This window comes from Arthrobacter sp. R4-81 (genome assembly GCF_054792365.1).
Genome location: NZ_CP096445.1, coordinates 802,103 through 824,038, shown reverse-complemented (window position 1 = coordinate 824,038; position 21,936 = coordinate 802,103). Strand labels below are relative to the sequence as shown.

At 62.5% G+C, this 21,936-nt stretch carries 20 protein-coding genes; 16 read left to right on the top strand and 4 right to left on the bottom strand.

Annotated elements, in window-relative coordinates:
* The first annotated feature begins 43 nt into the window (after positions 1-43).
* From M1E05_RS03880 to M1E05_RS03850, 7 genes are all read left to right on the top strand, one after another.
* Complete coding sequence (locus M1E05_RS03880; RefSeq protein ID WP_458112078.1) at positions 44-1,459, top strand: aspartate ammonia-lyase; 1,416 nt, start codon at positions 44-46, stop codon at positions 1,457-1,459.
* Positions 1,460-1,644: 185 nt separating this feature from the next.
* The gene (locus tag M1E05_RS03875; protein WP_458112079.1) at positions 1,645-1,926 is read left to right on the top strand and encodes an ArsR family transcriptional regulator; all 282 of its coding nucleotides are present in this window, start codon (positions 1,645-1,647) and stop codon (positions 1,924-1,926) included.
* Positions 1,927-2,162: 236 nt separating this feature from the next.
* Complete coding sequence (locus M1E05_RS03870; protein WP_458112090.1) at positions 2,163-2,375, top strand: hypothetical protein; 213 nt, start codon at positions 2,163-2,165, stop codon at positions 2,373-2,375.
* 342 nt (positions 2,376-2,717) lie between these two features.
* On the top strand, positions 2,718-4,058 hold the full coding sequence (locus M1E05_RS03865; protein ID WP_461164491.1) for a cytochrome P450: 1,341 nt from the start codon (positions 2,718-2,720) through the stop codon (positions 4,056-4,058).
* Positions 4,059-4,215: 157 nt separating this feature from the next.
* Positions 4,216-4,590, top strand: coding sequence for a hypothetical protein (locus M1E05_RS03860; protein WP_458112092.1), 375 nt, complete (start codon positions 4,216-4,218; stop codon positions 4,588-4,590).
* Between the two features lie 95 nt (positions 4,591-4,685).
* Positions 4,686-5,360 carry a DUF6766 family protein gene (locus M1E05_RS03855; RefSeq protein WP_458112093.1) on the top strand — a complete coding sequence of 225 codons (675 nt, stop codon included), beginning with the start codon at positions 4,686-4,688 and terminating at the stop codon, positions 5,358-5,360.
* Between the two features lie 140 nt (positions 5,361-5,500).
* A complete protein-coding gene (locus tag M1E05_RS03850; RefSeq protein WP_458112094.1) occupies positions 5,501-6,247 on the top strand; it encodes an ANTAR domain-containing protein in 747 nt (248 codons plus the stop codon).
* 72 nt (positions 6,248-6,319) lie between these two features.
* Here the strand turns inward: M1E05_RS03850 and M1E05_RS03845 are convergent, their stop codons facing one another.
* Positions 6,320-7,360, bottom strand: a complete 1,041-nt coding sequence (locus M1E05_RS03845) for an NAD(P)-dependent alcohol dehydrogenase (RefSeq protein WP_461164490.1) — start codon at positions 7,358-7,360, stop codon at positions 6,320-6,322.
* 135 nt (positions 7,361-7,495) lie between these two features.
* On the opposite strand from M1E05_RS03845, the gene M1E05_RS03840 reads away from it, so the two are divergent.
* The 3 genes from M1E05_RS03840 (at position 7,496) to M1E05_RS03830 (ending at position 10,105) form a co-directional block, all read left to right on the top strand.
* Positions 7,496-8,398: a helix-turn-helix domain-containing protein gene (locus M1E05_RS03840; protein WP_461164489.1), complete on the top strand. Its 903-nt coding sequence runs from the start codon at positions 7,496-7,498 to the stop codon at positions 8,396-8,398.
* 122 nt (positions 8,399-8,520) lie between these two features.
* The gene (locus M1E05_RS03835; protein ID WP_461164488.1) at positions 8,521-8,913 is read left to right on the top strand and encodes a YciI family protein; all 393 of its coding nucleotides are present in this window, start codon (positions 8,521-8,523) and stop codon (positions 8,911-8,913) included.
* 124 nt (positions 8,914-9,037) lie between these two features.
* On the top strand, positions 9,038-10,105 hold the full coding sequence (locus M1E05_RS03830) for a TRAP transporter substrate-binding protein (RefSeq protein ID WP_461164487.1): 1,068 nt from the start codon (positions 9,038-9,040) through the stop codon (positions 10,103-10,105).
* A gap of 67 nt (positions 10,106-10,172) precedes the next feature.
* Here M1E05_RS03830 and M1E05_RS03825 read toward each other — a convergent pair whose 3' ends face one another.
* Both M1E05_RS03825 and M1E05_RS03820 read right to left on the bottom strand, forming a co-directional pair.
* Entirely contained in the window at positions 10,173-11,288 is a 1,116-nt protein-coding gene (locus M1E05_RS03825) for a phenylacetaldoxime dehydratase family protein (RefSeq protein WP_461164486.1), read from the bottom strand.
* 32 nt (positions 11,289-11,320) lie between these two features.
* The gene (locus M1E05_RS03820) at positions 11,321-12,439 is read right to left on the bottom strand and encodes a carbon-nitrogen hydrolase family protein (RefSeq protein WP_461164485.1); all 1,119 of its coding nucleotides are present in this window, start codon (positions 12,437-12,439) and stop codon (positions 11,321-11,323) included.
* A gap of 185 nt (positions 12,440-12,624) precedes the next feature.
* Here M1E05_RS03820 and M1E05_RS03815 point away from each other — a divergent pair, with 185 nt between their 5' ends.
* The 3 genes from M1E05_RS03815 to M1E05_RS03805 all read left to right on the top strand — a co-directional run bounded on the left by M1E05_RS03815 (position 12,625) and on the right by M1E05_RS03805 (position 16,620).
* Positions 12,625-13,560, top strand: coding sequence for an AraC-like ligand-binding domain-containing protein (locus M1E05_RS03815; protein WP_461164484.1), 936 nt, complete (start codon positions 12,625-12,627; stop codon positions 13,558-13,560).
* Positions 13,561-13,808: 248 nt separating this feature from the next.
* On the top strand, positions 13,809-14,555 hold the full coding sequence (locus M1E05_RS03810; RefSeq protein ID WP_461164483.1) for a GAF and ANTAR domain-containing protein: 747 nt from the start codon (positions 13,809-13,811) through the stop codon (positions 14,553-14,555).
* A 277-nt stretch (positions 14,556-14,832) separates the two neighbouring features.
* Complete coding sequence (locus M1E05_RS03805; protein ID WP_461164482.1) at positions 14,833-16,620, top strand: HNH endonuclease signature motif containing protein; 1,788 nt, start codon at positions 14,833-14,835, stop codon at positions 16,618-16,620.
* A gap of 301 nt (positions 16,621-16,921) precedes the next feature.
* On the opposite strand, the gene M1E05_RS03800 is transcribed toward M1E05_RS03805, so the two are convergent.
* Positions 16,922-17,317: a VOC family protein gene (locus M1E05_RS03800; RefSeq protein ID WP_461164481.1), complete on the bottom strand. Its 396-nt coding sequence runs from the start codon at positions 17,315-17,317 to the stop codon at positions 16,922-16,924.
* 163 nt (positions 17,318-17,480) lie between these two features.
* On the opposite strand from M1E05_RS03800, the gene M1E05_RS03795 reads away from it, so the two are divergent.
* The 3 genes from M1E05_RS03795 (at position 17,481) to M1E05_RS03785 (ending at position 21,923) form a co-directional block, all read left to right on the top strand.
* On the top strand, positions 17,481-18,368 hold the full coding sequence (locus tag M1E05_RS03795; RefSeq protein WP_461164480.1) for an NmrA/HSCARG family protein: 888 nt from the start codon (positions 17,481-17,483) through the stop codon (positions 18,366-18,368).
* A gap of 331 nt (positions 18,369-18,699) precedes the next feature.
* A complete protein-coding gene (locus M1E05_RS03790) occupies positions 18,700-20,043 on the top strand; it encodes a pectate lyase family protein (protein ID WP_461164479.1) in 1,344 nt (447 codons plus the stop codon).
* Complete coding sequence (locus tag M1E05_RS03785) at positions 20,043-21,923, top strand: pectinesterase family protein (protein ID WP_461164478.1); 1,881 nt, start codon at positions 20,043-20,045, stop codon at positions 21,921-21,923. Before M1E05_RS03790 ends, M1E05_RS03785 begins: the two co-directional genes overlap by 1 nt.
* Positions 21,924-21,936 lie beyond the last annotated feature (13 nt).

The window sequence follows — 21,936 nt, the reverse complement described above, 5'->3', positions numbered from 1 at the left end:
ACTTTTGTCCAAACCCGTCAATGAAGCCCTGTGAGGAACCCCCGTGACCATTCTCGAAAACAACCCTGACGTCCGTTCCGAGCATGACCTGCTCGGGGACCGGGATGTTCCCGCGAAAGCGTACTGGGGTGTCCACACGCTGCGGGCAGTGGAGAACTTCCCCATCACGGGCCAGCCGCTCTCCTCGAACATGTACCTGGTTCGGGGCCTGGCCGCCGTCAAGCTCGCCGCGGCCCGCACCAACCTTGAACTTGGACTCCTGGACCCCGAACGCGCCGCCGCGATCGAACAGGCCTGCACCGACGTCATGAACGGGATGCTCAGCGAAGAGTTCGTGGTGGACGTTATCCAGGGCGGCGCCGGTACCTCCTCGAACATGAACGCCAACGAGGTCATCGCCAACAGGGCGCTTGAAATCCTCGGCCACCCCAAGGGCGAGTACCGGCACCTGCACCCCAACGATCATGTGAACCTCTCCCAGTCCACCAACGACGTCTACCCCACCGCCGTGAAACTGGGCACCATCCTGGCCGTGAAGGAACTCCTCGCCGCCCTCGAAGAACTCGAAGGGGCGTTCGCCGAAAAGGCCCTGGAATTCCGCACCGTGGTCAAAATGGGCCGCACCCAGCTCCAGGATGCCGTGCCCATGACCCTGGGCCAGGAATTCGGCACCTACGCCGTGACCATCGGCGAGGACCGGCTCCGCCTGGCCGAAGCCGACCTGCTCATCCATGAAATCAACCTCGGTGCCACCGCCATCGGCACCGGCTTGAACGCACCTCCCGGCTACGCCGCAGCCGCCTGCCGGCACCTGGCCGAAATCACCGGGCTGCCGCTGATTACCGCCCCGGACCTGATCGAAGCCACCCAGGATGTCGGCGCGTTCGTGCACCTTTCCGGCGTCCTCAAGCGCGTCGCCGTGAAACTCTCCAAAACGTGCAACGATCTGCGCCTGCTTTCCTCCGGCCCCCGTGCTGGCCTTGGCGAAATCAACCTCCCGGCCGTGCAGTCCGGGTCCTCCATCATGCCCGGCAAGATCAACCCGGTGATCCCGGAAGTCGTCAGCCAGGTCGCCTACGAAGTGATTGGCAACGACGTCACCATCACAATGGCCGCCGAGGCCGGCCAGCTCCAACTCAACGCCTTTGAACCCATCATTGTTCACAGCCTCCACAAGAGCATCTCCCACCTCGAAGCAGCCTGCCGCACCCTCACCGCCCGCTGCGTGCGCGGCATCACCGCCAACATCGAACACCTCCGGTTGACCGTGGAACAGTCAATCGGCCTGGTCACAGCGCTCAACCCCCACCTGGGTTACGCCACGGCCACTGCAATCGCCCGGGAAGCCCTCGCCACCGGCAAGGGTGTAGCGGAGCTTGTCCTTGAACACGGGTTGCTCACTGAAGCGCAGCTCGAAGAACTGCTCAGCCCGCAACGCCTGGCAAACCTCAGCAAGTAGTCCCCACCGGCGAGGGTTCCAAGTCAGGAACCCCGGCCGTCGTTAGTTAGTTTGATCCACCTAACATCCACCACCTCTGCCCGCCTTTGGGGAAGGGGTTACACGGACGCGCCCAATTCCGTCCGAAGACAGAAAGCGGCCCTCAACGACGAGGACCGTTCCAGCACCTATGAAAGGCCATGGAAATGACTGTTGATGTTCAACTTCGCCGCCCGATCGTCGCTTCACACGAAAGCCGTACAAAAACCGAACGAAGCAGGCCAATCAAATCGCAGATCATCGACTACCTGGCAACGCATGGCGCCAGCAAAGTATCCGATATCAGCAACGCCATTGCCTGCTCGCGCGACTGCGTCCGGTACCACCTGGCAGCGCTCGAGACCGCTTCGATTGTCCGCTCTAACATCTCCCCGGAAACGAGGGGCAGGTTCACGCCGTTCTACGCGCTGGCCCCTCAGCGGGGCTAGCCGAACAGTCCAGATCGAGCGTCTGGGAGACTCGGCCGGCAACGACACACTGGCGCCTTCGGACGTGGAGTTGCTCACATTCGTGACGAATAATTTGCAACCGCCGCTGGCCACCGTGAACCATAAATGAGGGATCCGTTCCCGAAACACCCAAACCAGCATTCCTCACCGACGAGGATGCGGCCTCTGCAATGACGACTTGGGGCCGTCAGCTGTATGAATGGAAGTACTGAATAATGACGTTCGATACCACCGACTCCGTGACGCTGAAGATCTGGGACCGGTCAGCCATTGACCACACTCTCGAATCGGTCGTAAGAGACCTTTCACCGCGCGCCACCGCTGCAAAATGCGGCATCGCCGTGACCCGCAGCGGACCCAACACTTTCACCGTGAGCCTGAGCCGTAAGGTTCCGCACGGCGCCACCTTCGAGGGAGTCACCCGCTAGAAACAGACGTAAGCGGACGACGGCGGGACCTCCCGCCGTCGTCCGCTTTCGTTTAAGCGCCCAGCACTTGCCCCTCGTCAGGGCTCGAAGTGCGTTGTCCCAGCACTGGCACCCATCTCAGCGATCAGATCCTGCAGACGCTCGAGATCGTCCATCTCTTCCGGCGTATCCATCGTGCCAATCTATGGGACCTTCACCCAGGCCTCCGCGAGCCTGTGGATGAACTCCGCATAACTGGTTGCGCACCATAGCTATGCTGAAGTCAGCACCCGTTTCGGGCAGCCGGCCGGGGGCAGTGGATAGCAGATAAGCGCGGCATCGGTGAGGACGGCAGGTACGGAAATGACAACTGACAATGGACTTCCCCGGGCTACGGTCCTTGAAACAGTGGCTTTCCTGGCTGAGGTATTTGTGCCGACCGTAGCCAAGGGCCCCATCATCCGGCGCCCCCGAGCGGTGGCCATGGCCGAACTCCTGCAGCTCGATTCCCGCGCAGTTCGCAGGATGCAAAAACTCGACGACAAGCACCGTACCGGGCCGCTGCTCCTGCGGCTGCCTATCAGAAACCAGGCCTTGATATTGCGGCCTGCTGACCTGAGGTACGTACTGAACCACTCGCCGGAACCCTTCTCTCCGGCCAGCAGTGAAAAACGGGCAGCCCTCGCTCACTTCGAACCACGCAATGTGCTTATATCCAGAGGAACAGAGCGAACCGCCAGACGTGCTCTCCAGGAACAGGCCCTGGACTCCCACAGCCACGTCCACCGGCTGGCTGACTCCTTACTTCCCATCGTCAGGCAGGAAGCGGATAAACTCCTCGACAGTGTTCGGGAGAAGGGTGAACTGAACTGGGATGTTTTCATCGAATCCTGGTACAGCATGGTCCGCCGCATAATTTTCGGAGATCCGGCCCGCGACGACCACGAGCTCACGGATATGATTGCCCGCCTCCGCAAGGATGCCAACTGGGCATTCCTGAAACCAAAGCGCAGGAAAGTCCGGGACCAATTCCTGAAAAGGGTCCAGCACAGGCTGGAAACGTCTGAACCCGGCAGTCTCGCCTACATAATGCGGGGCATGGAGGCACATTCCGATGCTGCTCCGGTCGATCAGATCCCGCAGTGGCTGTTTGCTTTCGAACCGGCGGGGATGGCCACGTTCAGGGCGCTGGCGCTCCTCGTCACACACGGTGAGAAGTGTGCTCGTGCCCAGCAGGAAATCCAGGAGGATTCTTCGGGCAGGCAGCACCTGCCCTACCTTCGCGCGTGCGTCCTTGAGTCGTTGCGGCTATGGCCCACCACCCCGATGATCCTGCGCCAGACCACCAGGGAGGTCGTGTGGGACGACGGGATCATGCCTGAGGAAACCGGTGTCCTGATCTTCGCTCCCTTTTTCCACCGGGATGACCGCCACCTCCCCCAGGCCCACTCGTTTCTTCCCGACGTCTGGCTCACCAGGAATCCCGATGATGCAGACTGGCCCTTGGTCCCCTTCAGCGACGGGCCGGCCTTCTGCCCCGGAAGGCAACTGGTGCTCCTGCTTACCAGCGCTATGCTTTCGTATCTGCTAGAGAAAACGCAGTTCAGGCTGGCATCGTCCCAGCACCTGTCCCCCAGCGAACCCCTGCCCGGCACGCTGAACCATTTCTCCCTCCGGTTCACCACCAAACCAACAGCCCTCTGACCACTGCCGACGACGGCGAGTATCGCCGTCGTGAGGAAAAAGTCTTTTTCTGGGTACTTCTCCGATAAGAACAGGTGCTGCCGCTAGGTCAGGAGGATGTGTGAGAGAGCTGTTATGGGTTGAGCCATCACAGAGAATGTCACGATGCAGGCGAACGATGGGCGCAGTCCTGGTTCTGGCCTTGTTGTCTCTGCTGGGCTGCGCTCCCACGGCAAACGGGGCCGCGGAGGCAGCACAGACATTCCACGAGGAATTCAGCTCAGGGGATGTCTCTGCTGCCTGCTCGATGTTGGGGCAGGAGGCCCTGGAGAAGGCTGGCGGTGAATCCGAGTGTGAGGAACAACTGGAATCCCTGCAATTGCAGGATTCAGGGGCGCCCCTGCGGACTGAGGTCTTCGGGCGTGAGGCGATGGTGGAGTTCGAGGATGACGTTGTCTTCCTGGTTGCCTCAGGGACCGGCTGGAGGATTTCCGGGGCGGGTTGTACATCGCAAGGAGAATCCCCGTACAAGTGCGAAGTAGGAGGCAAGTGAGTATGCGTTGGAGTTTTGCGCTGTACCTGATCCTGATCCTTGGTGGGCTGGCTTACCTGGCCGTCGTCGGACTTGTGCACGGATAGGGGAAGAACGTGAAAACAGCTATCAGAAACAACGGCTTGAGCCTCTTCTTCGGAGTGATCTTCCTGCTGGCCCTGCTCGGACAAGGTCTTTCCGGTCATGCACTGTTCAACGAGGAACAGATCACCCACGGGCTCGAGGAAATCAGCCTCGCCCAATACCTGACCTCATCGAGCTTTGCGGTGGATGTCTCGGAGAACTGGCAATCCGAGTACCTGCAGTTCCTGCTGTACATCATGGCCACCATCTGGCTGGTCCAAAAAGGATCGCCCGAATCAAAAGAACTGGACCAGACCGGCCCTGAATCAGATGAGGAACAGCTCATTGGCGAGCACAGCAACGAAAAGTCACCGGCCTGGGCCAGGATCAATGGCTGGCGCCAAGTACTCTTCGCGAACTCACTCGGCCTGACCATGGGCGTGATTTTCGTCCTGTCCTGGCTGGTCCAGTCCCTTACCGGGAACAGCGCCTACAACGAAGAACAGCTGGCCAACTTCCAGGACCCCGTTCCCTGGAGCGAATACATTGCCTCTCCGGAATTCTGGAACAGAACCCTGCAGAACTGGCAGTCCGAATTCCTTGCCGTGGGGTCCATGGTGGTGCTCTCGATATATCTTCGCCAACGCGGCTCACCCGAATCCAAACCCGTCGGAGCGGCCCACGACGATACCGCCTCAACCGGCTGAGGACGGACCGTGTACCGGAAGGAACGAATCTTGGCGGTGTACGCTGGAGTCACGTTCGCAGTGAGCGGCCCTCTTTTCCTGCCGCCGTCCAAACTTCGGCTGGAACAGGAAAAACCTACTCTGGAGATCGAGGACCGCCCATGGTCGCTGAACTTGGCCAGGACCCGCAAAACGCGGTCGCCTCCCACCTGCAGGACCTTGTCCTTGACGCTGCAGACGTTCACGACTTCCTTCAGGAACTCGTCACTTTCTCCGCATCAATGCTCTCGGCCCGGGGAAAGCAAATCCTGTGCGGTATCACTGTGGCCCGCCGCAAGAAACCTGTGACCGTTGTAAGCAACGATCCAAAGGCTCTGGCGATGGACGAGCTGCAGTACGGCTTTGGCGATGGCCCTTGCCTTTCAGCCATGCGTACCACCACCACGATGCACGTTCCCGATGTGCTGGGGGAACACCGCTGGCCTGAATACATCTCGGCTGTTTCCGCGCACGGTATTGGCTCCATCCTTGGGCTCCCGCTGCCCCTCGAGAGAGGAGCCACTGCGGCATTGAACCTCTATTCGCCCTTACAGCACGGGTTCACAGGCGAAGACATTGCGGGAGCTGAATCCTTCGCCGAGCAGACAGCGAAAACCCTGCGCCTGGAGCTCCGGCTAGCCCAGATGAGTGATGCGAAGAACGACATGGCCGAGGCAATGAAATCAAGGACAACAATCGACATGGCCATCGGGGCCATCATGGCGCAGAACCGCTGCAGCCAGGATGCCGCCCTGCAGATCCTCATGAGGGCGTCCAACTCCCGCAACGTCAAACTCCGAGATGTTGCAGCCAGTGTTATTGCCTCTATCACCGACAACACTCAGGTGAGAACCCACTTTGACGAATGACCGGTCCCCGGCTCAGTCGCTTTCCCTCATCAATGAATCTATTAGGGCACAGGGATTTCCTGTGCCCTGTGCCTAGAGGGTCGCTGTGTCGATGACAAACCGGTACCGCACATCGGAAGCCAGGACGCGCTCATAGGCGTCATTGATTTTGCTTGCCGGAATGACTTCGACCTCTGAGCCCAGTCCGTGCTCAGCGCAGAAGTTGAGCATTTCCTGGGTTTCAGGGATGCCGCCGATCATGGATCCGGCGAAGGACCGGCGTCCCATGATCAGTGAAAAGACATTTACTGGCAGCGGTTCGGCCGGGGCGCCCACGTTCACCAGAGCGCCGTCGAGGGTCAGCAACTGCAGGTAGGCGCTGATGTCGATCGAGGCGCTGACGGTGTTGATGATCAGGTCGAAGGTGCCGGCCAGATCCTTGAAGGTGTTTTCATCGCTGGTGGCGAAGTACTGGTCGGCACCCAGGCGGAGGCCGTCTTCCTGCTTTTTCATGGACTGGGAGAGCACGGTGACCTCGGCACCCATGGCGTGGGCGAGCTTGACGGCCATGTGCCCGAGTCCGCCGAGGCCGACGACGGCCACCTTCTTGCCGGGACCGGCGCCCCAGTGACGCAGCGGCGAGTAGGTGGTGATGCCCGCGCACAGCAAAGGAGCCGCAACGTCGAGCTCCAGGCCCTCGGGAATGCTGACGACGAAGTCTTCGGTCACCACGACGTGGCTGGAGTAGCCGCCCTGCGTGACGGTGCCATCACGGTCAACGGCGCCATAGGTGCCGATCATCCCGTTGAGGCAGTACTGCTCCTCGCCTTTTACGCAGTTAACGCATTCCCGGCAGGAGTTGACCATGCAGCCGACTCCGACGCGGTCGCCAACGGCGTGCTTGGTGACTTCGGGACCCACCTTGGTGACGACTCCGGCAATCTCGTGGCCGGGGACCAGCGGGTACTGCTGCGGGCCCCAGTCGCCCCGGACCGTGTGAATGTCGGAATGACAGATCCCCGCGTACTTGATTTCGATCAGCACGTCGTGAGGCCCGACGTCGCGGCGTTCGATAGAGGTGGCGGCCAGGTCTCCGGTGGCAGACGGTGCGGCGTAAGCGTTGGCGGTAGGCATAGTTCTCCTTCTGGACGGCTTGCTTGATTTCTTCATCAATCTCACCCCGAAGCGGACGGAGGAAGAAGGCTGTGTTCATAGGGGGTACAAGCTCTCCCCCTATAAGGGACTTGAACCGGGGCTATCGTTGGATTCATGGACAACCTAACGGGCAACCGCGCCGATATCCGGGACTTCCTGGCAAGCCGGCGGGCCAAGCTCCAGCCGGAGCAGGTAGGCCTGCCGGCCGGCAACAGGCGGCGCGTGCCCGGGCTGCGCCGTGAAGAGGTAGCGGTTCTCGCCGGCGTGAGCCCCGAATGGTATTCACGGCTGGAGAAGGGCAACATCAGCGGCGTGTCCGACGACGTCCTCCTGGCTGTTTCCCGGGCCCTGCAACTGAGCGATGAGGAGTGCCAGTACCTTTTTGAGCTGGCACGGGCCGCCCGGCCCGTGCGCCCCGCACCCTCCCGCCGCAAGGAGGCTGGAGTGGCGGCTCCCGTCCAGTGGCTGCTCGATTCCATCACCATGTCGGCCGCGTTCGTCGTCAACGGCTGCCTCGACGTCGTGGCCAGCAACCCCTTGGCCCGTGCGCTTCACGCCCCGATGTTCGCCGGCGAGACCACCAGCGAGCACGGCCACGCCAACTTCGCACGCTTCCACTTCCTGGAAGCAGCTTCCCGGGAGTTCTATGTTGACTGGGAGGCGGGCGCGGCCGCCACAGCCGCACTGCTACGCGCTGAAGCCGTGCGAGCCCCAAACGACCGGGGTCTGCGAGCACTCGTGGGCGAATTGTCCACGCTGAGCCCGGAGTTCCGTACGCTGTGGGCCTCCCACGACATCCGGTTCCGCCATGAGGGAATCAAGCGGCTGCGACACCCCGTCGTTGGGGAACTTGAACTGACCTACCAGTCCCTGACCCTGCCGACATATCCACGGTCGGTCCACACCCTCAGCGTCTACACCGCCGAACCCGGAACAACTCACGAAGAGCGGATCAAACTCCTTGCGAGCTGGGCGGCCTCGGGGGTGGTGGCGGAAGCAGCAGAGTCCGGCAGCTGACTGCTTTATTCACAAAGCAGGCTCTGGCCAGAAAGTAGGCTCAGGAATGTCGATCTCACCACCGCGGCCTCGACCTCCATGTGTCAGGGCCATACGGCCACGTCGCAGAAAGGGTCAGACTCATGAAGTTCGTCATTCTCATCCACTCCAATCCCCAGCCCTGGGGACATCCCACCGGTGACTATGTCGCCGAAAATCTGGCTCTCCCGAAGGAACAGCGCGAGCAGATGAACAACGACTTCGACGCGCTGCTTGCGGAGATGGAAGCCAAGGGGGAACTGCTTGGCGGCGAGGCGCTGGCCGACCCGGCAACGTCGAGGCTGTACCGGTGGCAGTCGGGCAAGGCAGTCGCTACCGATGGGCCGTACGCGGAATCCAAGGAGCAGTTCGCCGGGTTCTTCATGATCGACGTCGCCACCCGCGAGCGGGCCGAGGAGCTCGCCGCCCGCTTCTCCGGGCCAGGGGAGACCATCGAGCTGCGTCCGGCGATGTGGCCCGGGGGCGACGATCGGTGATGGCTGGGACGTAGTAGGGTATCGACGTTGACGACGACGGCGGGACCTCCCGCCGTCGTCGGGGGCTAACTATGGATGCTGCCGGATGACGGTGCCAGAGTGAAGTGACGGTGAGTGATCAGCAATGAAGCAGCGGGCAAAGCGTTGGGCGGGATTCCTGGCGTTGGGAATGCTCCTTTCTGCCACGGGCTGCGCGTACGAGATAGAGGAAGACCCCACCGTGCTCCGCCTGGGTACTTCGGACGCTGGGCAGGGCCCCGCCGGCGAGCAGATCGAGGAATTTGCGCGCCAGGTGGAGACCCGTTCCGGCGGGAAACTCCTTATCGAGCCCGTGTGGCGCGCCGGAGGGCAGGAACTCTGGGACCGTGACCAGGCGGTGGCGCGAAGTGTCGTGTCGGGAGAGCTCGCCATGGCTCTGGTCCCGTCCCGGACCTGGGATTCGGAGGGAGTATTGAGTCTCCGCGCGTTGTCGGCGCCGTTCCTGGTGATGTCTTCCGGTGTTCTCAAGGAAGCTGTGAAGCCGGAACTCGCGGATGGAATGCTCGCAGGGCTCGACGAAGTGGGGCTCAGGGGTCTGGCACTCATCCCGGAGGGCCATCAGGTGCTTTTTTCATTCAGGACTCCCATCCTGACGCCTTCAGACGCTGAAGGAATGGTCATCAGGGCCACCCGGTCCACAACTGCCTATAAAGCGCTGGCGGCACTCGGGGCGGTACCGGAAGAAGTGCAGGAACTTCAGTTCGCCGATCAGGATGACCCGGGGCAGGTGGGTGCGGCGGAGTCGTCCTTCGCATACGCGGCTCAGCTACGGCCTGCCCGGACCAAGACAGGACTCCCCATCGCAACAGGGAACGTCGTCCTTTCAGCGAGAGCCAACACCCTTGTCATCAACATGAAGGCCCAGGATCAGCTGAGTGAGGAGCATCGGCAGCTACTGTCTATGGCTGCCGCCGCAGCCCGGAATCGGGCCTCGGACCTGCTGCCAGCCCTCTCGGAGGAAGCGCGAACCTACTGCCAGAACGGCGGCACAGTCGTGACGGCTTCGGACGAGCAGGTGGATGCCTTCCGCCGTGCCGTGGCTCCTGTCTACGCCGAGCTGGAACAAGACCCTCAGACCAGGGACCTCATTGCAAGGCTTCGCGATCTCGCCGCCAGGGCTCCGGCGGAGCCTGCAATGGAACCGTGCGGGTAGCGGACGACGGCGGGAGGTCCCCGCCGTCGTCGATCTCCCCTCCCGAGTGGATATGTCTGTCCGGGGTTTACGCCGTGTTGACTGCTACCGTCCTGCCGGCGCCGAGCATGCCTGTCGCCGAGTGACAGTTGTTGTATTCGTAGTACTGCCGGTTCCGTGGGACTACCGCCACTTCATGGCTGAGGCGGAGTTTGGCGCCAGCGTTCGTCTGGAGGAATTTCATGGCCGCCCTGAAGATGGCCACGTGAGTAGGGTGCGATTCCGCCCACCTCTCCATGTCCGCCAGGCTGTGCCAGAAGCTCAAGCCGAAGCTCTGCTCGAGGAGTTTACCCTCGCCGTCGCTGCTGGTCATGTACCTATTCGCGTAGCAGCCGATCGAAGCGCCGTCGGACGTCAGGAAGTCCATTCCTGCTTTCAGCTGGGGTTCCACGTCACCGAAATAGGACGCCCGCTCTGCCGCCTCGCAGAGGCTCCAATCTTGGCCGGAGCGGATGATGGCAAGGTTTTCGTGGGGTTCAATCCGGACGATTCTGGGGTTCTCAGGGACTGTGTTCCCTGGGACTGTGTTCGCTGGGACTGACTGAGCCGCGACGAACGGGGAGCCGACGAACGGGGTGCCGATTGGATCGAGGTCCTCAATCTGCGATATGGGGAGCCGGTCACGCATGCTTCCCCAGTACCCGTGTTCCTGGATTTCCCCGCTGTATCCTCCGGCGGCGACCCGGGCTGCCCCTTCCGGGAATGTGTTGGACGAGTACAGGGTCTCAAACCCGCTGGCTTCCGGAGTGACTGTTTCGATCCAGCGGCCGTGGTGTTCCATCTCCAACCCGGCGCCGATTAGTTCATCGCGGTGCTTACCGAACCATCGCCCATAGGTATTGACGTCGTCCCAATAGGCGATGATGACTTTGTTGTCGAAACCTTGTTCGTCCGTATGAACGGCGTACTCACGGGATATCGGCCCGTCTTCCTGCCCGCACAGCTCCCACATTCCCGCGGAAGCGTCCCTTGCCTCCATAGACAGCGGTTGCTTGCTTTGTACTCCAAAAAAGGCGCAGACAAGACTGCTGACGCCTTCCGCAAAGCGCACGGAGTAGGACGGGTAAGGCGGTGTGTACTCATCACCCACTCCTTTGCTCCGCGTCCGTTCGACGGTGAGGTGTAACGGGATCGAAGACTCCATGGCCGGCTCCTCCCCATCCCTGTCGAGGGGCATTAGAGTTCCGCCATTGCCGGCAGGGTCGGCTCCACGACGTCCCGGTGCTCTGGAACGGGCGCGGTATCCTGCCTGGTCTCCGGCTGGGCGAACTCCCGTTTCGCGGTCTCCGGTTTTGCGTTCTCGGGTTTCGCGGTCTCCGGTTTTGCGCTCTCGGCTTGCGGAGCCGTGTCGACGACGGCGCGCCGAGGTGACCTGTTGAGAACCAGTTGCGTGGCATCGGGACGTGAGTAGTGGCCCGCGGGGTCGGCAACAGCCTTTGCCACTGATATCAGGCCCAGATCGATCTCGCCGTAGACAAGACCTTCCTCGCCTGTCGGGAGGGACTCGTGGAGCTGCTGGCCATCGGGCCCGAAGATGCGGGCGTACCCGCCACCGGTCTTGAGGAGCGCCTTCTGCAGGTCCGTGGTGCACATTTCGTCCACCATCTCCTGGGACACGGTGGCGCACGGAGCAACGACGAAACAAGAACCTTCCACGGCGTAAATCCGGGAGGCCGAGGTGTTGACCTCAGGGCCGAGGGCGTACGCCCCGCCTTCATAGAGGGAAAAGCTCGGCCAGGCGGCAACGTGGACCTGCTCGTTCTGGGCGTACAGGGAGTACTTGGATAGCGGCTGAAGGTGCTCCCAGCAGCAGAGTCCGCCGACGCGCCCCAGGCTTGTGTCCCAGACCCCAAGATCGCTGCCGTCGCCTTCCCCGAAAATGGTGCGTTCGACGTGGGTCGGCTTGAGTTTCCGGCGCTGGGAGATCGTCTGCCCGTCACGGTCAATGAACCATTGGGCGATGTACAGGCTGCCGCCGCTTCGTTCGCTGAGGCCCATGCTGACCATGATGTTGTTTTCCTTGGCCGCCTTCGAGATCCGCTCGGCTTCAGGAGTGCCGTACTCGAGGGAATTATCGAAATAGCGCTGCGTGAACTGCGGCAGCCACATGGCAGGGGCGTCGAGCCAGGCGTACCACGGATAGCCCGGAAGCCAGGTTTCGGGGAAGGCGATCAGCTCCGCGCCGTTCCTTGCCGCCTCCGCTATCAGGGCGATCGATTTGTCGATGGTCTTGTCCAGATCCAGGAATACCGGTGCTGCCTGGACGGCTGCTGCTTTGAACTGGGGGTGATTCATGGCCTATTCCTATCGTGCGTGATCGGGATCACATGTGGATGTGTGCTCCACACTAGGGCCGTACTTCCCGGGAGTCTTGATCAGAAATCGCAGGACGATTGACTGTGAGTGTCACCTTTCCAGCGCTGGCGTTTTCCTTGGAATCACCCCCTCCAGCCGGCGGAACTGCGCCGGTATCATTAGGCATGGCCAAGGTTGTTAGCACAGCGGGGGTGTCTGCCCGGAATCGTGTTTCGTTTTGGACTGAAACCGTTTCTGATACTTTCGTCGACCTCGAATGCAGGTCCAGTGGCGGCCACGAATCAATCGAAGGAGAACTGGCGGTCCAGTCTCTGGCGTCGCTGGATCTAGCCCGCGTCCGTGCCTCCGCACAATCCGTGCACCGCACACCGGCAGGGATCGCGGCTTCCTCGGACAACTATTATCTGGTGGGCGTCCAGACCAAGGGCTCATGCCTGGTGACTCAGGGCGGGCGTTCGGCTGCGATCGAGAACGGCGCGTTTGCGCTCTACGACACCACCCGGCCGTATTCGCTCCTTCTGACCGACAACTTCGAGCAACTCGTGATCCGGCTTCCGAGAACTGCCCTGGAACGGCACCTGCCAGAAGCCGAGAGACTCACGGCCCTCGGAGTCAACCCGGATCCAGGTGCTGCCCGCCTGCTGGTGACTACGGTGAAGTTCTTGGCGAGCGAAATCGATGTGTTGGCGCCCGACGTTGCCTTGTCCGTGTCTCAGGGCGTGGAGCATCTGATTGTCGCCGGTTTGGGTGGCCTTGCCGGAAGTATCCCTGATGCGGACCGGTTCTCCCGACGCAAGCTTGTGCAAAACCATATCCTGGAGAACCTGCGCTACGAGTCCTTGAGCATCAGATCCATCGCAGACCAGCTCCACTTATCTCCGAGCAGCATCCACCGCGCCTTCGCCGCGGACGGCGAGACAGTGATGGGCTGGGTATGGCAGCAACGCCTGGACCGGATACGCGAGGCCTTGCTGAGCGGAAAACATGAAGGCACCTTGACGGATTTGTCCGTGGCCTGGGGATTCTCAGACTCAGCGCACTTCAGCAGGGCATTCCGCCAGCGGTACGGCCATGCGCCCTCGGAGTTGCTCCGGCGCTGAGCCCGCCGCTCCGCGGCGGTGACCGAGTTGTCGCGGCGGTGACAGCGATGCCGGTGAGGATTGCAGGGGTTCACGCCTGACCCAGCAGATCTATGCCTTTCTACCGCCGCTGCCTGACCATTCATCCGAGCACGTAGAAGAGGCGCGTTGGACTGGGCGGGCGTAGACTTAGTGTCCGTCGAGCAAACGGCGCAAAATCCTATACCGTGCCACTCAAGGTACTTGTGGCATGCAGGAACGAGGCCGCCATGGCTCAGCAATCCAAACCTCTGCACACAAATACCATTGTCGCCGAACACCTCCAGGATCTTGTGCTTCAATGCGGTGACGTGGAGGAACTCCTCAACGAACTGGCCGCGTTCTCTGCCGCCCGCCTTTCAACCCGTTCCGAGGTTTTGTGTGGTGTCACGCTGCTGCGTCATAGGAAGGCAACTACGGTCGCCATTAGTGACGTTCGTGTTCTTCCCTTGGACGAAATGCAGTACGGCTTCGGCGACGGGCCCTGCATGACAGCGATCCGTGAATCGGCCACCATCCACGTTCCCAACCTCCATGACGACAGCCGCTGGCCCGGTTACACCGCCGCCGCGTGGGCACAGGGAATTGGCTCCATCCTGTCCGTGCCCCTTCCCCTTGAAGGGGAAGCGAATGCGGCGTTGAACATCTACTCGACGCGGACCCATGCCTTCAGCGGCGCAGACATTGAAGCCGCCGAGACCTATGCTGGCCAGGCATCCAAGGCCCTGCGCCTGGCGGTCCGGGTAGCGCAGCTTACCGATGCCAAGAAGAACCTGACGGCGGCGATGGAGTCCAGGACCGCCATTGACATGGCCATCGGAGCCATCATGGCTCAGAACCGCTGCAGCCAGGAATCGGCCTTCAGGATCCTCAAAATCGCCTCCAGCACCCGCAACGTCAAACTCCGTGATGTCGCAACGTCCATCGTCGCGTCCGTGTCCAAGGATCCCAACATCTTCACCCACTTCGAAAACTGAACGGCACTTCGCTTGCATTGCGGGCTCTGCCCGCTGATTTCTGCCGCACCCGGTGATTTGGCACCGGTGAGTGCCCCCTCGGTTGCTTCTGCTCGACTGATTCGCCTCGACTGATAGAGGACCCGACGACGGCGGGACCTCCCGCCGTCGTCCGCTGGCAGTTGCAGGTTCTGGTGATATCTGACAGGTTTTGGAGGCGGCACGAGTTTTTGGGCAGCCGATTTGGGTCGCAGGTTTTGAGGGTAAAAATGTCAGACCCGACTGAGATGCTTTTTCTATGGAAGGCACGGGGGCTTGGACTAGGACCGGGGAGGCTTTAGAGTCCCCCGGCGGGCTCGAGGCTGCCGGGGCTCTGGCTGCTGTTGCTGCGTCCGTTGCCATTCTCAGCCGCATCATTGGACCGGATTTCCGTGGCGGAGCTGATGGCCCTGATGGTGATTACGGCCAGGACTCCGATCCCTTGCGGCACCAGCTCGATGGTTGCCTGGACGCCTTGGCCGAGGTTGCCCGGTTCGAAGCCAAGGCCGCGGCGCTGAAGGTACACCTGGTGGGCAAGTACGTCGAGGCTGCGGAGGCCCTCGCCTCCCCTTCTGTTACCGCCCGGGACGCGACCGTGCAGGAAATGTCCACCATCGCTGAGCTCGCCTGCGTCCTCACCGTGAGCGAGCGTACCGCCGCGGCGCTCCTGGACCATGCCCGGCACCTGACCACCGGGCTGCCGCTCACCCTCACGGCACTCCAGCGCGGGTCGATTTCGTGGCAGCACGCCCGCATCATGTGTGATGAAACCGGCAACCTGGACCGGGCCGGGACTGCCGCATTGGAAACACACTTCCTTGATCCTGACTCGCCCGACGCTGCGCGCGGATGCCACATCGGTGAGCTGGTCCCGTCCCGGTTCCGCGCCAAGGCCCGGACCTGGCGCGAACGCCAGCACCCCGACAGCATCGAGACCCGTCACCGCAAGAGCGTCCTGGACCGGCGGCTGGAATACACCCCGGACCACGACGGCATGGCATGGCTCTCGGCCTACCTGCCCGCCGCGGCCGCCGCCGGGATCTGGGACCGGACCACCACCGCCGCCAGAGCAATCCAAGGTCCCACCGAGTGCCGGACCCTCACCCAACTCCGCGCCGACATTGCCGCCACCTGGCTCCTGAGCAACACAGGGGCCAACGGCGATACCTGCCGCCCGGGCGACACAGACCTGATGGAACATCATGGTGCCCGCATGGTTCATGCCGCGGTTGACGGCATCACGGATACGATGACCGACGGCAGCGGCACCGGCGGGGGTGACCGCATGGATGTCGGCGGCATGGTCGGCACCGGTTTAGGCATGAGTGTGGGCGGCGCTGGTTTAGGCATGGGTGCGGGAGGCGGTCCGGTGGGCGTTCCCTCTCCCCGGGCCCAGGTGCTGGTCACCGTCCCCGTCCTCTCACTCCTTGGCGCCACCGACGAACCGGCAATGCTGGACGGATACGGACCTATACCGGCGTCAATGGCTCGGGAACTTGTCGCCGACGGGGCCGATTCCTTCCACCGCGTCCTGATCGATCCCCGCGACGGGGCACCGCTGGAAATCGGCCGCACCAGTTACCGGATCCCCAAATCCATGCGCCAATGGCTGCGTCTGCGCGATGCCAAGTGCCCCTTCCCCGGCTGCCACAACCACTCCCTCGACAACGAAGCCGATCACCTCCTGGCCTGGGCCGACGGCGGCACCACCGGCATCACCAACCTTGGCCAACCCTGCCGGAAACACCACCACCTCAAACACAGCACCTCCTGGACCCCATCCCAAGCCACCGCAAACCAAACACCCGGCTGGACCGCGCCCTCAGGCAGGCAGTACCCCAGCGAACAACAAGACTGGCAACCACCCACTTGGCCCGAACACACCGGCCTACCCGCCCCCAACCCCGATCCGGACCTTGATATAGATCAGGATCTTGGTATGCCCGTGGAGCAAGATCTGGAAATGTATATGGACCAAGGCCTAGATCAGGATCTGGCCATGCCCGTGGACCCTTTCGCTGAGTGGTTCCTGCTGCAACCGGCATAGTTCCGCCGTGCAAAAGTGCGGGCCACCTGAATCACCGGTATGACTCGGAGGAGCCATGCGCCCAACACGGCCAGCGCACTAATCCAGGTTGTTCTCCGCCGTTTCCGGCCAGCACCTTGCACTTTAAATGCTAAGAGGATCGGCCTGTACTCGGCCAGCGCAAGGCAGGAAAACAACCACCGTCTATGGTGCAACTGACGGTTCCTGTTCAGGCTCAAGCTGGATTCGCGCAGTTGAGGACCTCAAACAGCCTTACGACTTCCTGGGGTGGGCGATAGAGCTGCCCCGCAACAGAGCCGATTCAATCGATGGGTGTTGGGGTTCCGTGGTCATCGGCGAGGGAGGCTTGGTAGTCCACCTCAGACTGAAGAATGCAGAACAGGTTCCCGCCCGGGTCGGCCATGACCACCCACCCCTCGTCGCCCCCCTGCCCGATATCTGCAAGCGTAGCTCCGAGCACAAGCGCGCGCTCAACACACGCTGACTGATCCTCCGGGCGGAGGTCGAGGTGGATTGCGCCCTGCTCCATGGCGTACTCAGACGGCTGGATAAGAAGTGTTGGCCCGTCGTCCCCGACGAGTTTCACTGAGTTGCTGTGATTCGGAGCAACCCCATAGCAAAGGAGCTCGAGCCAGAACCGAGCAACCTCGTTGGGCCGGTGGGTTTTCAACGTGATCGTGGCGATGGCGGCAAACATGAGGCAAATCTTCCGCATACGGGCGGATTGCGCCAGTTGGCGTGGTGCAGTGGTGAACAGAGGCACTGGGAGAAAAGAGGCACCGGGAGATCGGGAGCGAGAAGTCGTGGGATACGCCGCCGTCCCCCTGATCAAACTGCTGACCCCGGTGCAATACTTAGCCATGAACTCTTCCTCTGGCGGGGGAACTCCCGGCGTGGTGTCAGTGGTGGGCGCGATTGGGCGGCAGGGCTCGGCCGTTGTTCGGCACTTGCTTCAGGATGGCTGGCAAGTGCGCGCCCTTACGAGGAATCCATCCAGCAAGGCTTCGCTGGCTCTCGCTCAAATGGGCGCGGAGGTTCATCGCGTGGACACCGAGAATGCTGCCTCTTTGGCGCCCGCGTTCCGCGGGACCTACGGCGTGTTCAACGTGCATAACCCGATGACAAGCAGCGCCGAGGCCGAGGTGCGGCAGGGACGCAATGTGGCGTCGGCCGCGGCGGAGGCCGGCGTGAAACATGTCGTCTATGGTGCGGCCGGTGTTGGCGACTACAAAACGGGGGTGGGCTCGTGGGACTCGAAGCTTGTTGTGGCTGAGCGCTTCCGCGAACTGGGCCTGCCGCTTACCGTATTCCGGCCGATGGCTTTCATGGAGCTGATGACAGACAAGGGCTATTACCCGCAGCTCTCCACCTGGCATCTGATGCCGAAATTGATGGGCCCGTCGCGGCCTGTTGGATGGTTGTGTCTGGACGATCTGGGTGCGATAGCGACGCGTGTGTTCGCAGAGCCCGGGAAATGGGCCGGCAGGGTGCTCAGCCTGGCATCCGACGTGCAGACGATAGACGAGTGCCGAGCCCTCTGGGCGGAAGGGACCGGGCGCGGGCCGCGGGGCTTCCCCATGCCAGTCCGGCTTTTTGAGCGTTTCGTGGGAACTGATCTCACCACCATGTGGCGTTGGCTGCGCACAAACGAGTTCGACATGTCCACGCAGCCAATCCGGGAGATCCTTCCGGATGCACTCACCGTCCGTCAGTGGATGGACAGGGCAGCAGCTCCGCGGAAGCAATAGTGGACGACGGCGGCGCCCCCCGCCGTCGTCGGCTCTTTTTTTGCTGGGGCTCCTTTGCCGGCCGTTTCGACGGTTCCCAGCGCACACGACGTTCGCGAACATCCAGTGCGCTGGGAACCGTCGAAATGGCGGGAAGGCAGGCCTGCTGGCTGGTAGCCGCTAAGCCGGCGCCGGTTCCCAGCCAAAGTCGCTATTGCCGAGAAATCGTTTTCTGAGTAGTGTCCTTCTCAGCGCTCCGCAGTGACCGTCGTCATAGTTGCCGCCGGACCGGAGCGCAGTTCATTCCAATGACGGAAGAGAGAACATGCGAAAACGCAGTAGGTACTTACCCATGTCCGCAGCCATAGCCGTGGCGGGCGCGCTGATCATTTCGGCGCCCGCAGGAGCATCCCCCAACCCGCTGGCCGATCCCGCAGCCCAGACCGCCCGAACCCCGTTGGAGCGCCAGGTTCTCCCCCAGGGAAACGGCTGGGCATCGGAAGGAACGGGAACCACCGGAGGCGCAGCGGCAGAGGACAGCAATATCTACGACGTCTCCACCAAGGCAGAACTGCTGGCCGCTTTCGCAGCAGCCGGGACCCAAGCGAAGATTGTCCGGGTCCACGGAACCATCGACGCGAATACAGCACCGGACGGTTCACTGCTGACCTGCGAAAACTATGCCGAAGGCACCGGCTACAGCCTGGAGCAGTACCTTCACGACTTCGACCCGGCAAGCTACGGCCGCAGCCAGAAGCCCGCGGGCCCGCAGGAGGACGCGCGCCGCATGGCTGCCGCAAAGCAGGCGAAGTCCATCCGTTGGGACATTCCAAGCAACACCACCATCGTCGGCGCCACGCCGGAGAGCAGCATTACCGGTGCGGCACTGCGGATCAACGGGGCGACCAACGTGATCGTGCGCAACCTGACCGTGCGAGATGCCGCCGACTGCTTTCCCTCCTGGGACCCGACCGACGGCGTCGAGGGCAACTGGAACAGTGAGTACGACCTGCTTCAGGTCATCAACAAAGCCACGCACGTCTGGATCGACCACTCCGAATTTACCGACGCCCCCAACCTGGACAGCTCCCAGCCCCTCCACTTCGGCCGCCACTACCAAGTGCACGATGGCGCCGTCGACGTCACCAACGGCTCGGACCTGGTGACCATGTCCTTCAACCGCTTCTCGGACCACGACAAGCTGCTCCTGATCGGCTCCACGGATTCCCTCACCCGCGGGGACCCCGGCAAGCTGCGCGTCACCATTCACCACAACGTCTTCGAAAACGTCGGCCAGCGCGCCCCGCGCGTCCGTTTCGGCCAGGTGGACGTGTACAACAACCACTTCAGGGTCACCGAGGACAGCACCATCCCCTACGGCTACACCCTGGGCGCCGGATTCGATTCCCACCTCTACGCCGAGGCGAATGCCTTCACGCTTCCTGCCGAAATCGACGCCGCGAACATCATCGGGCGATTCAAGGGAACGGCCATCACTACCATCGCGAACGCAGTCAACGGCGAGATCACGGACCTTCGCGCCGAGTACAACGCTGCCGCCGCGCCCTTGGACCAGTTGGCCGCAGACGATTCCTGGACGCCCACTCTCCGCACCCACGTCCATCCCGCCCAAGCCGTACCGGCACTCCTCCAGAACTCCACCGGCCCCATCTTCACGGCGGGAGGGAACGGCTGATGGGCGCCTTTCTGCCGAACCGTCGCAGCGTCCTGGCGTCCCTGGCACTAACCGCAGGAACAGTGGCCCTCTCGGGAACGGCCATCGCGAACGCATTCACCCAGAGGGCCGCGGATCCCACGAAACCCCGCACCAAACCGGTGATCTTCGTCGTCGGGGACTCGACGTCGTCGGCGTACCAGCAGTCCGAGCGCCCCCGCGCCGGCTGGGGACAGGCGCTGCCGCTCCTGCTAGGGCCGCAGGCAACGGTGTTCGACTACGCATGGTCCGGCGCCTCCTCCAAGAGTTTTGCCGATGCCGGACTGCTGGACCGGGTGCTGGCCCTGATGCTGCCGGGCGACTATCTGCTGATCTCCTTCGGTCACAACGACGCGAAAGTGGCCGATCCCGCCCGGGGAACGCTCCCTGACTCAACGTTCAAGGAGTACCTGAGCCGGTACGTCGACGGCGCCAGAGCGCGCGGAGGCAAGCCTGTCCTCGTCACGCCGGTGGAACGCCGACGCTTTGATTCCTTCGGAACTGCCAAGGACTCCCACGGCGCGTATCCCCAGGCTGTACGGGAACTCGCTGCTGCGTCCGGAACTCCGCTAGTGGACCTGACGGCTTCCTCGAAGGAGTTGTGGCAACAGCTGGGGCCGGAAGGAACCAAGCAGCACTTCCTGTTCCTGGCACCCGGCGAGCACCCGCAGTATCCGCAGGGTTCCGAGGACAACACGCATTTCCAGGCCGCCGGGGCCCTCGCGGTGGCCCGATTGGTGGCGCGCGAGCTGCAGTCCAAGGAGATCGTCCCGCCGGGCTACTTCCTGAATATCGACGCCGGCACGGACCCTCTGTTGGGGATGTACTGGCCCGCTGAGCGCCCCATCGATGTCCCGGTAACGCTCGACGTCGGACCGGGCAGGACGTTCGCGACCGTACAGTCCGCCGTCGACTCTGTTCCGTCCAACAGCCTCAAGCGGACCGTGATCAGGATCCAGCCCGGAATTTATCGCGAAGCTGTCCGGGTGCCGAGCAACAAGCCCCGGATTTCCTTCATCGGGCAGGGCAGCAGGCCGGAGGACGTGGTGCTCGTCTACAACAACGCCTCTGGCACGCCCAAGCCGGACGGCAGCGGGAACTTCGGCACCTCGGGCAGCGCATCAGTTCGGATTGACGGGCCGGACTTCGTGGCCCGGAACCTAACGTTCAGCAACGATTTCGACGAGGCCGCCAACATGGGGATCAAGGACCGGCAGGCCGTCGCGCTGCACATCACAGGTGACCGTTCGGTGCTGTCCAACGTTAGATGCCTGGGCAACCAGGACACCCTGCTGGTCAACTCGCCGAGAGCGGGCGTGCAATCCCGCTTCTACTTCGACAGCTGCTATGTGGAGGGGGACGTGGACTTCATCTTCGGCCGTGGAACCGCTGTCTTCAGCGGTTGCGAGATCAAGTCCCTGGACCGCGGCTCGACGACGAACAACGGCTACGTGACGGCCGGGAGCCTGGATCTGTCCATCAAGTACGGCTACCTCTTTGACCAGTGCAGGCTTGTCTCAGATGCTGCCGCGAACAGCGTCCATCTGGGCAGGCCGTGGCACGCGGGCGGTGATCCGAGGGCCGTGGCCCAGGTACTGGTCCGGGATTCCTGGCTCGGCGTCCATATTTCCGGCACGCCCTGGACGGACATGAGCGGCTTCTCGTGGCGGGAGGCACGGTTCCACGAGCACAACAACCGCGGCCCCGGAGCGCAGGTGACCGCCGACCGGCCACAGTTGCCCGCGGCTGAGGCAGGCGACTTCACGGTCAGGACCTACCTGCAGGGCACCGACGGCTGGGCACCCCAGCTCGCCGGCTCGACCGCGGACTGCAGCGTGGTGCCGGCGGGGGTCGGGGCTTAGGTTCTGAGGCGCG

Coding starts and splice junctions, on each gene's coding strand:
- M1E05_RS03800 (WP_461164481.1), bottom strand. CDS start 17,317: ATGTTTGCCGCCATCGCCACGATCACGTTGAAAACCCACCGGCCCAAC.
- M1E05_RS03850 (WP_458112094.1), top strand. CDS start 5,501: ATGGTCGCTGAACTTGGCCAGGACCCGCAAAACGCGGTCGCCTCCCAC.
- M1E05_RS03870 (WP_458112090.1), top strand. CDS start 2,163: ATGACGTTCGATACCACCGACTCCGTGACGCTGAAGATCTGGGACCGG.
- M1E05_RS03830 (WP_461164487.1), top strand. CDS start 9,038: ATGAAGCAGCGGGCAAAGCGTTGGGCGGGATTCCTGGCGTTGGGAATG.
- M1E05_RS03875 (WP_458112079.1), top strand. CDS start 1,645: ATGACTGTTGATGTTCAACTTCGCCGCCCGATCGTCGCTTCACACGAA.
- M1E05_RS03805 (WP_461164482.1), top strand. CDS start 14,833: ATGGAAGGCACGGGGGCTTGGACTAGGACCGGGGAGGCTTTAGAGTCC.
- M1E05_RS03825 (WP_461164486.1), bottom strand. CDS start 11,288: ATGGAGTCTTCGATCCCGTTACACCTCACCGTCGAACGGACGCGGAGC.
- M1E05_RS03810 (WP_461164483.1), top strand. CDS start 13,809: ATGGCTCAGCAATCCAAACCTCTGCACACAAATACCATTGTCGCCGAA.
- M1E05_RS03795 (WP_461164480.1), top strand. CDS start 17,481: ATGAACTCTTCCTCTGGCGGGGGAACTCCCGGCGTGGTGTCAGTGGTG.
- M1E05_RS03865 (WP_461164491.1), top strand. CDS start 2,718: ATGACAACTGACAATGGACTTCCCCGGGCTACGGTCCTTGAAACAGTG.
- M1E05_RS03815 (WP_461164484.1), top strand. CDS start 12,625: ATGGCCAAGGTTGTTAGCACAGCGGGGGTGTCTGCCCGGAATCGTGTT.
- M1E05_RS03860 (WP_458112092.1), top strand. CDS start 4,216: ATGGGCGCAGTCCTGGTTCTGGCCTTGTTGTCTCTGCTGGGCTGCGCT.
- M1E05_RS03790 (WP_461164479.1), top strand. CDS start 18,700: ATGTCCGCAGCCATAGCCGTGGCGGGCGCGCTGATCATTTCGGCGCCC.
- M1E05_RS03835 (WP_461164488.1), top strand. CDS start 8,521: ATGAAGTTCGTCATTCTCATCCACTCCAATCCCCAGCCCTGGGGACAT.
- M1E05_RS03845 (WP_461164490.1), bottom strand. CDS start 7,360: ATGCCTACCGCCAACGCTTACGCCGCACCGTCTGCCACCGGAGACCTG.
- M1E05_RS03785 (WP_461164478.1), top strand. CDS start 20,043: ATGGGCGCCTTTCTGCCGAACCGTCGCAGCGTCCTGGCGTCCCTGGCA.
- M1E05_RS03840 (WP_461164489.1), top strand. CDS start 7,496: ATGGACAACCTAACGGGCAACCGCGCCGATATCCGGGACTTCCTGGCA.
- M1E05_RS03820 (WP_461164485.1), bottom strand. CDS start 12,439: ATGAATCACCCCCAGTTCAAAGCAGCAGCCGTCCAGGCAGCACCGGTA.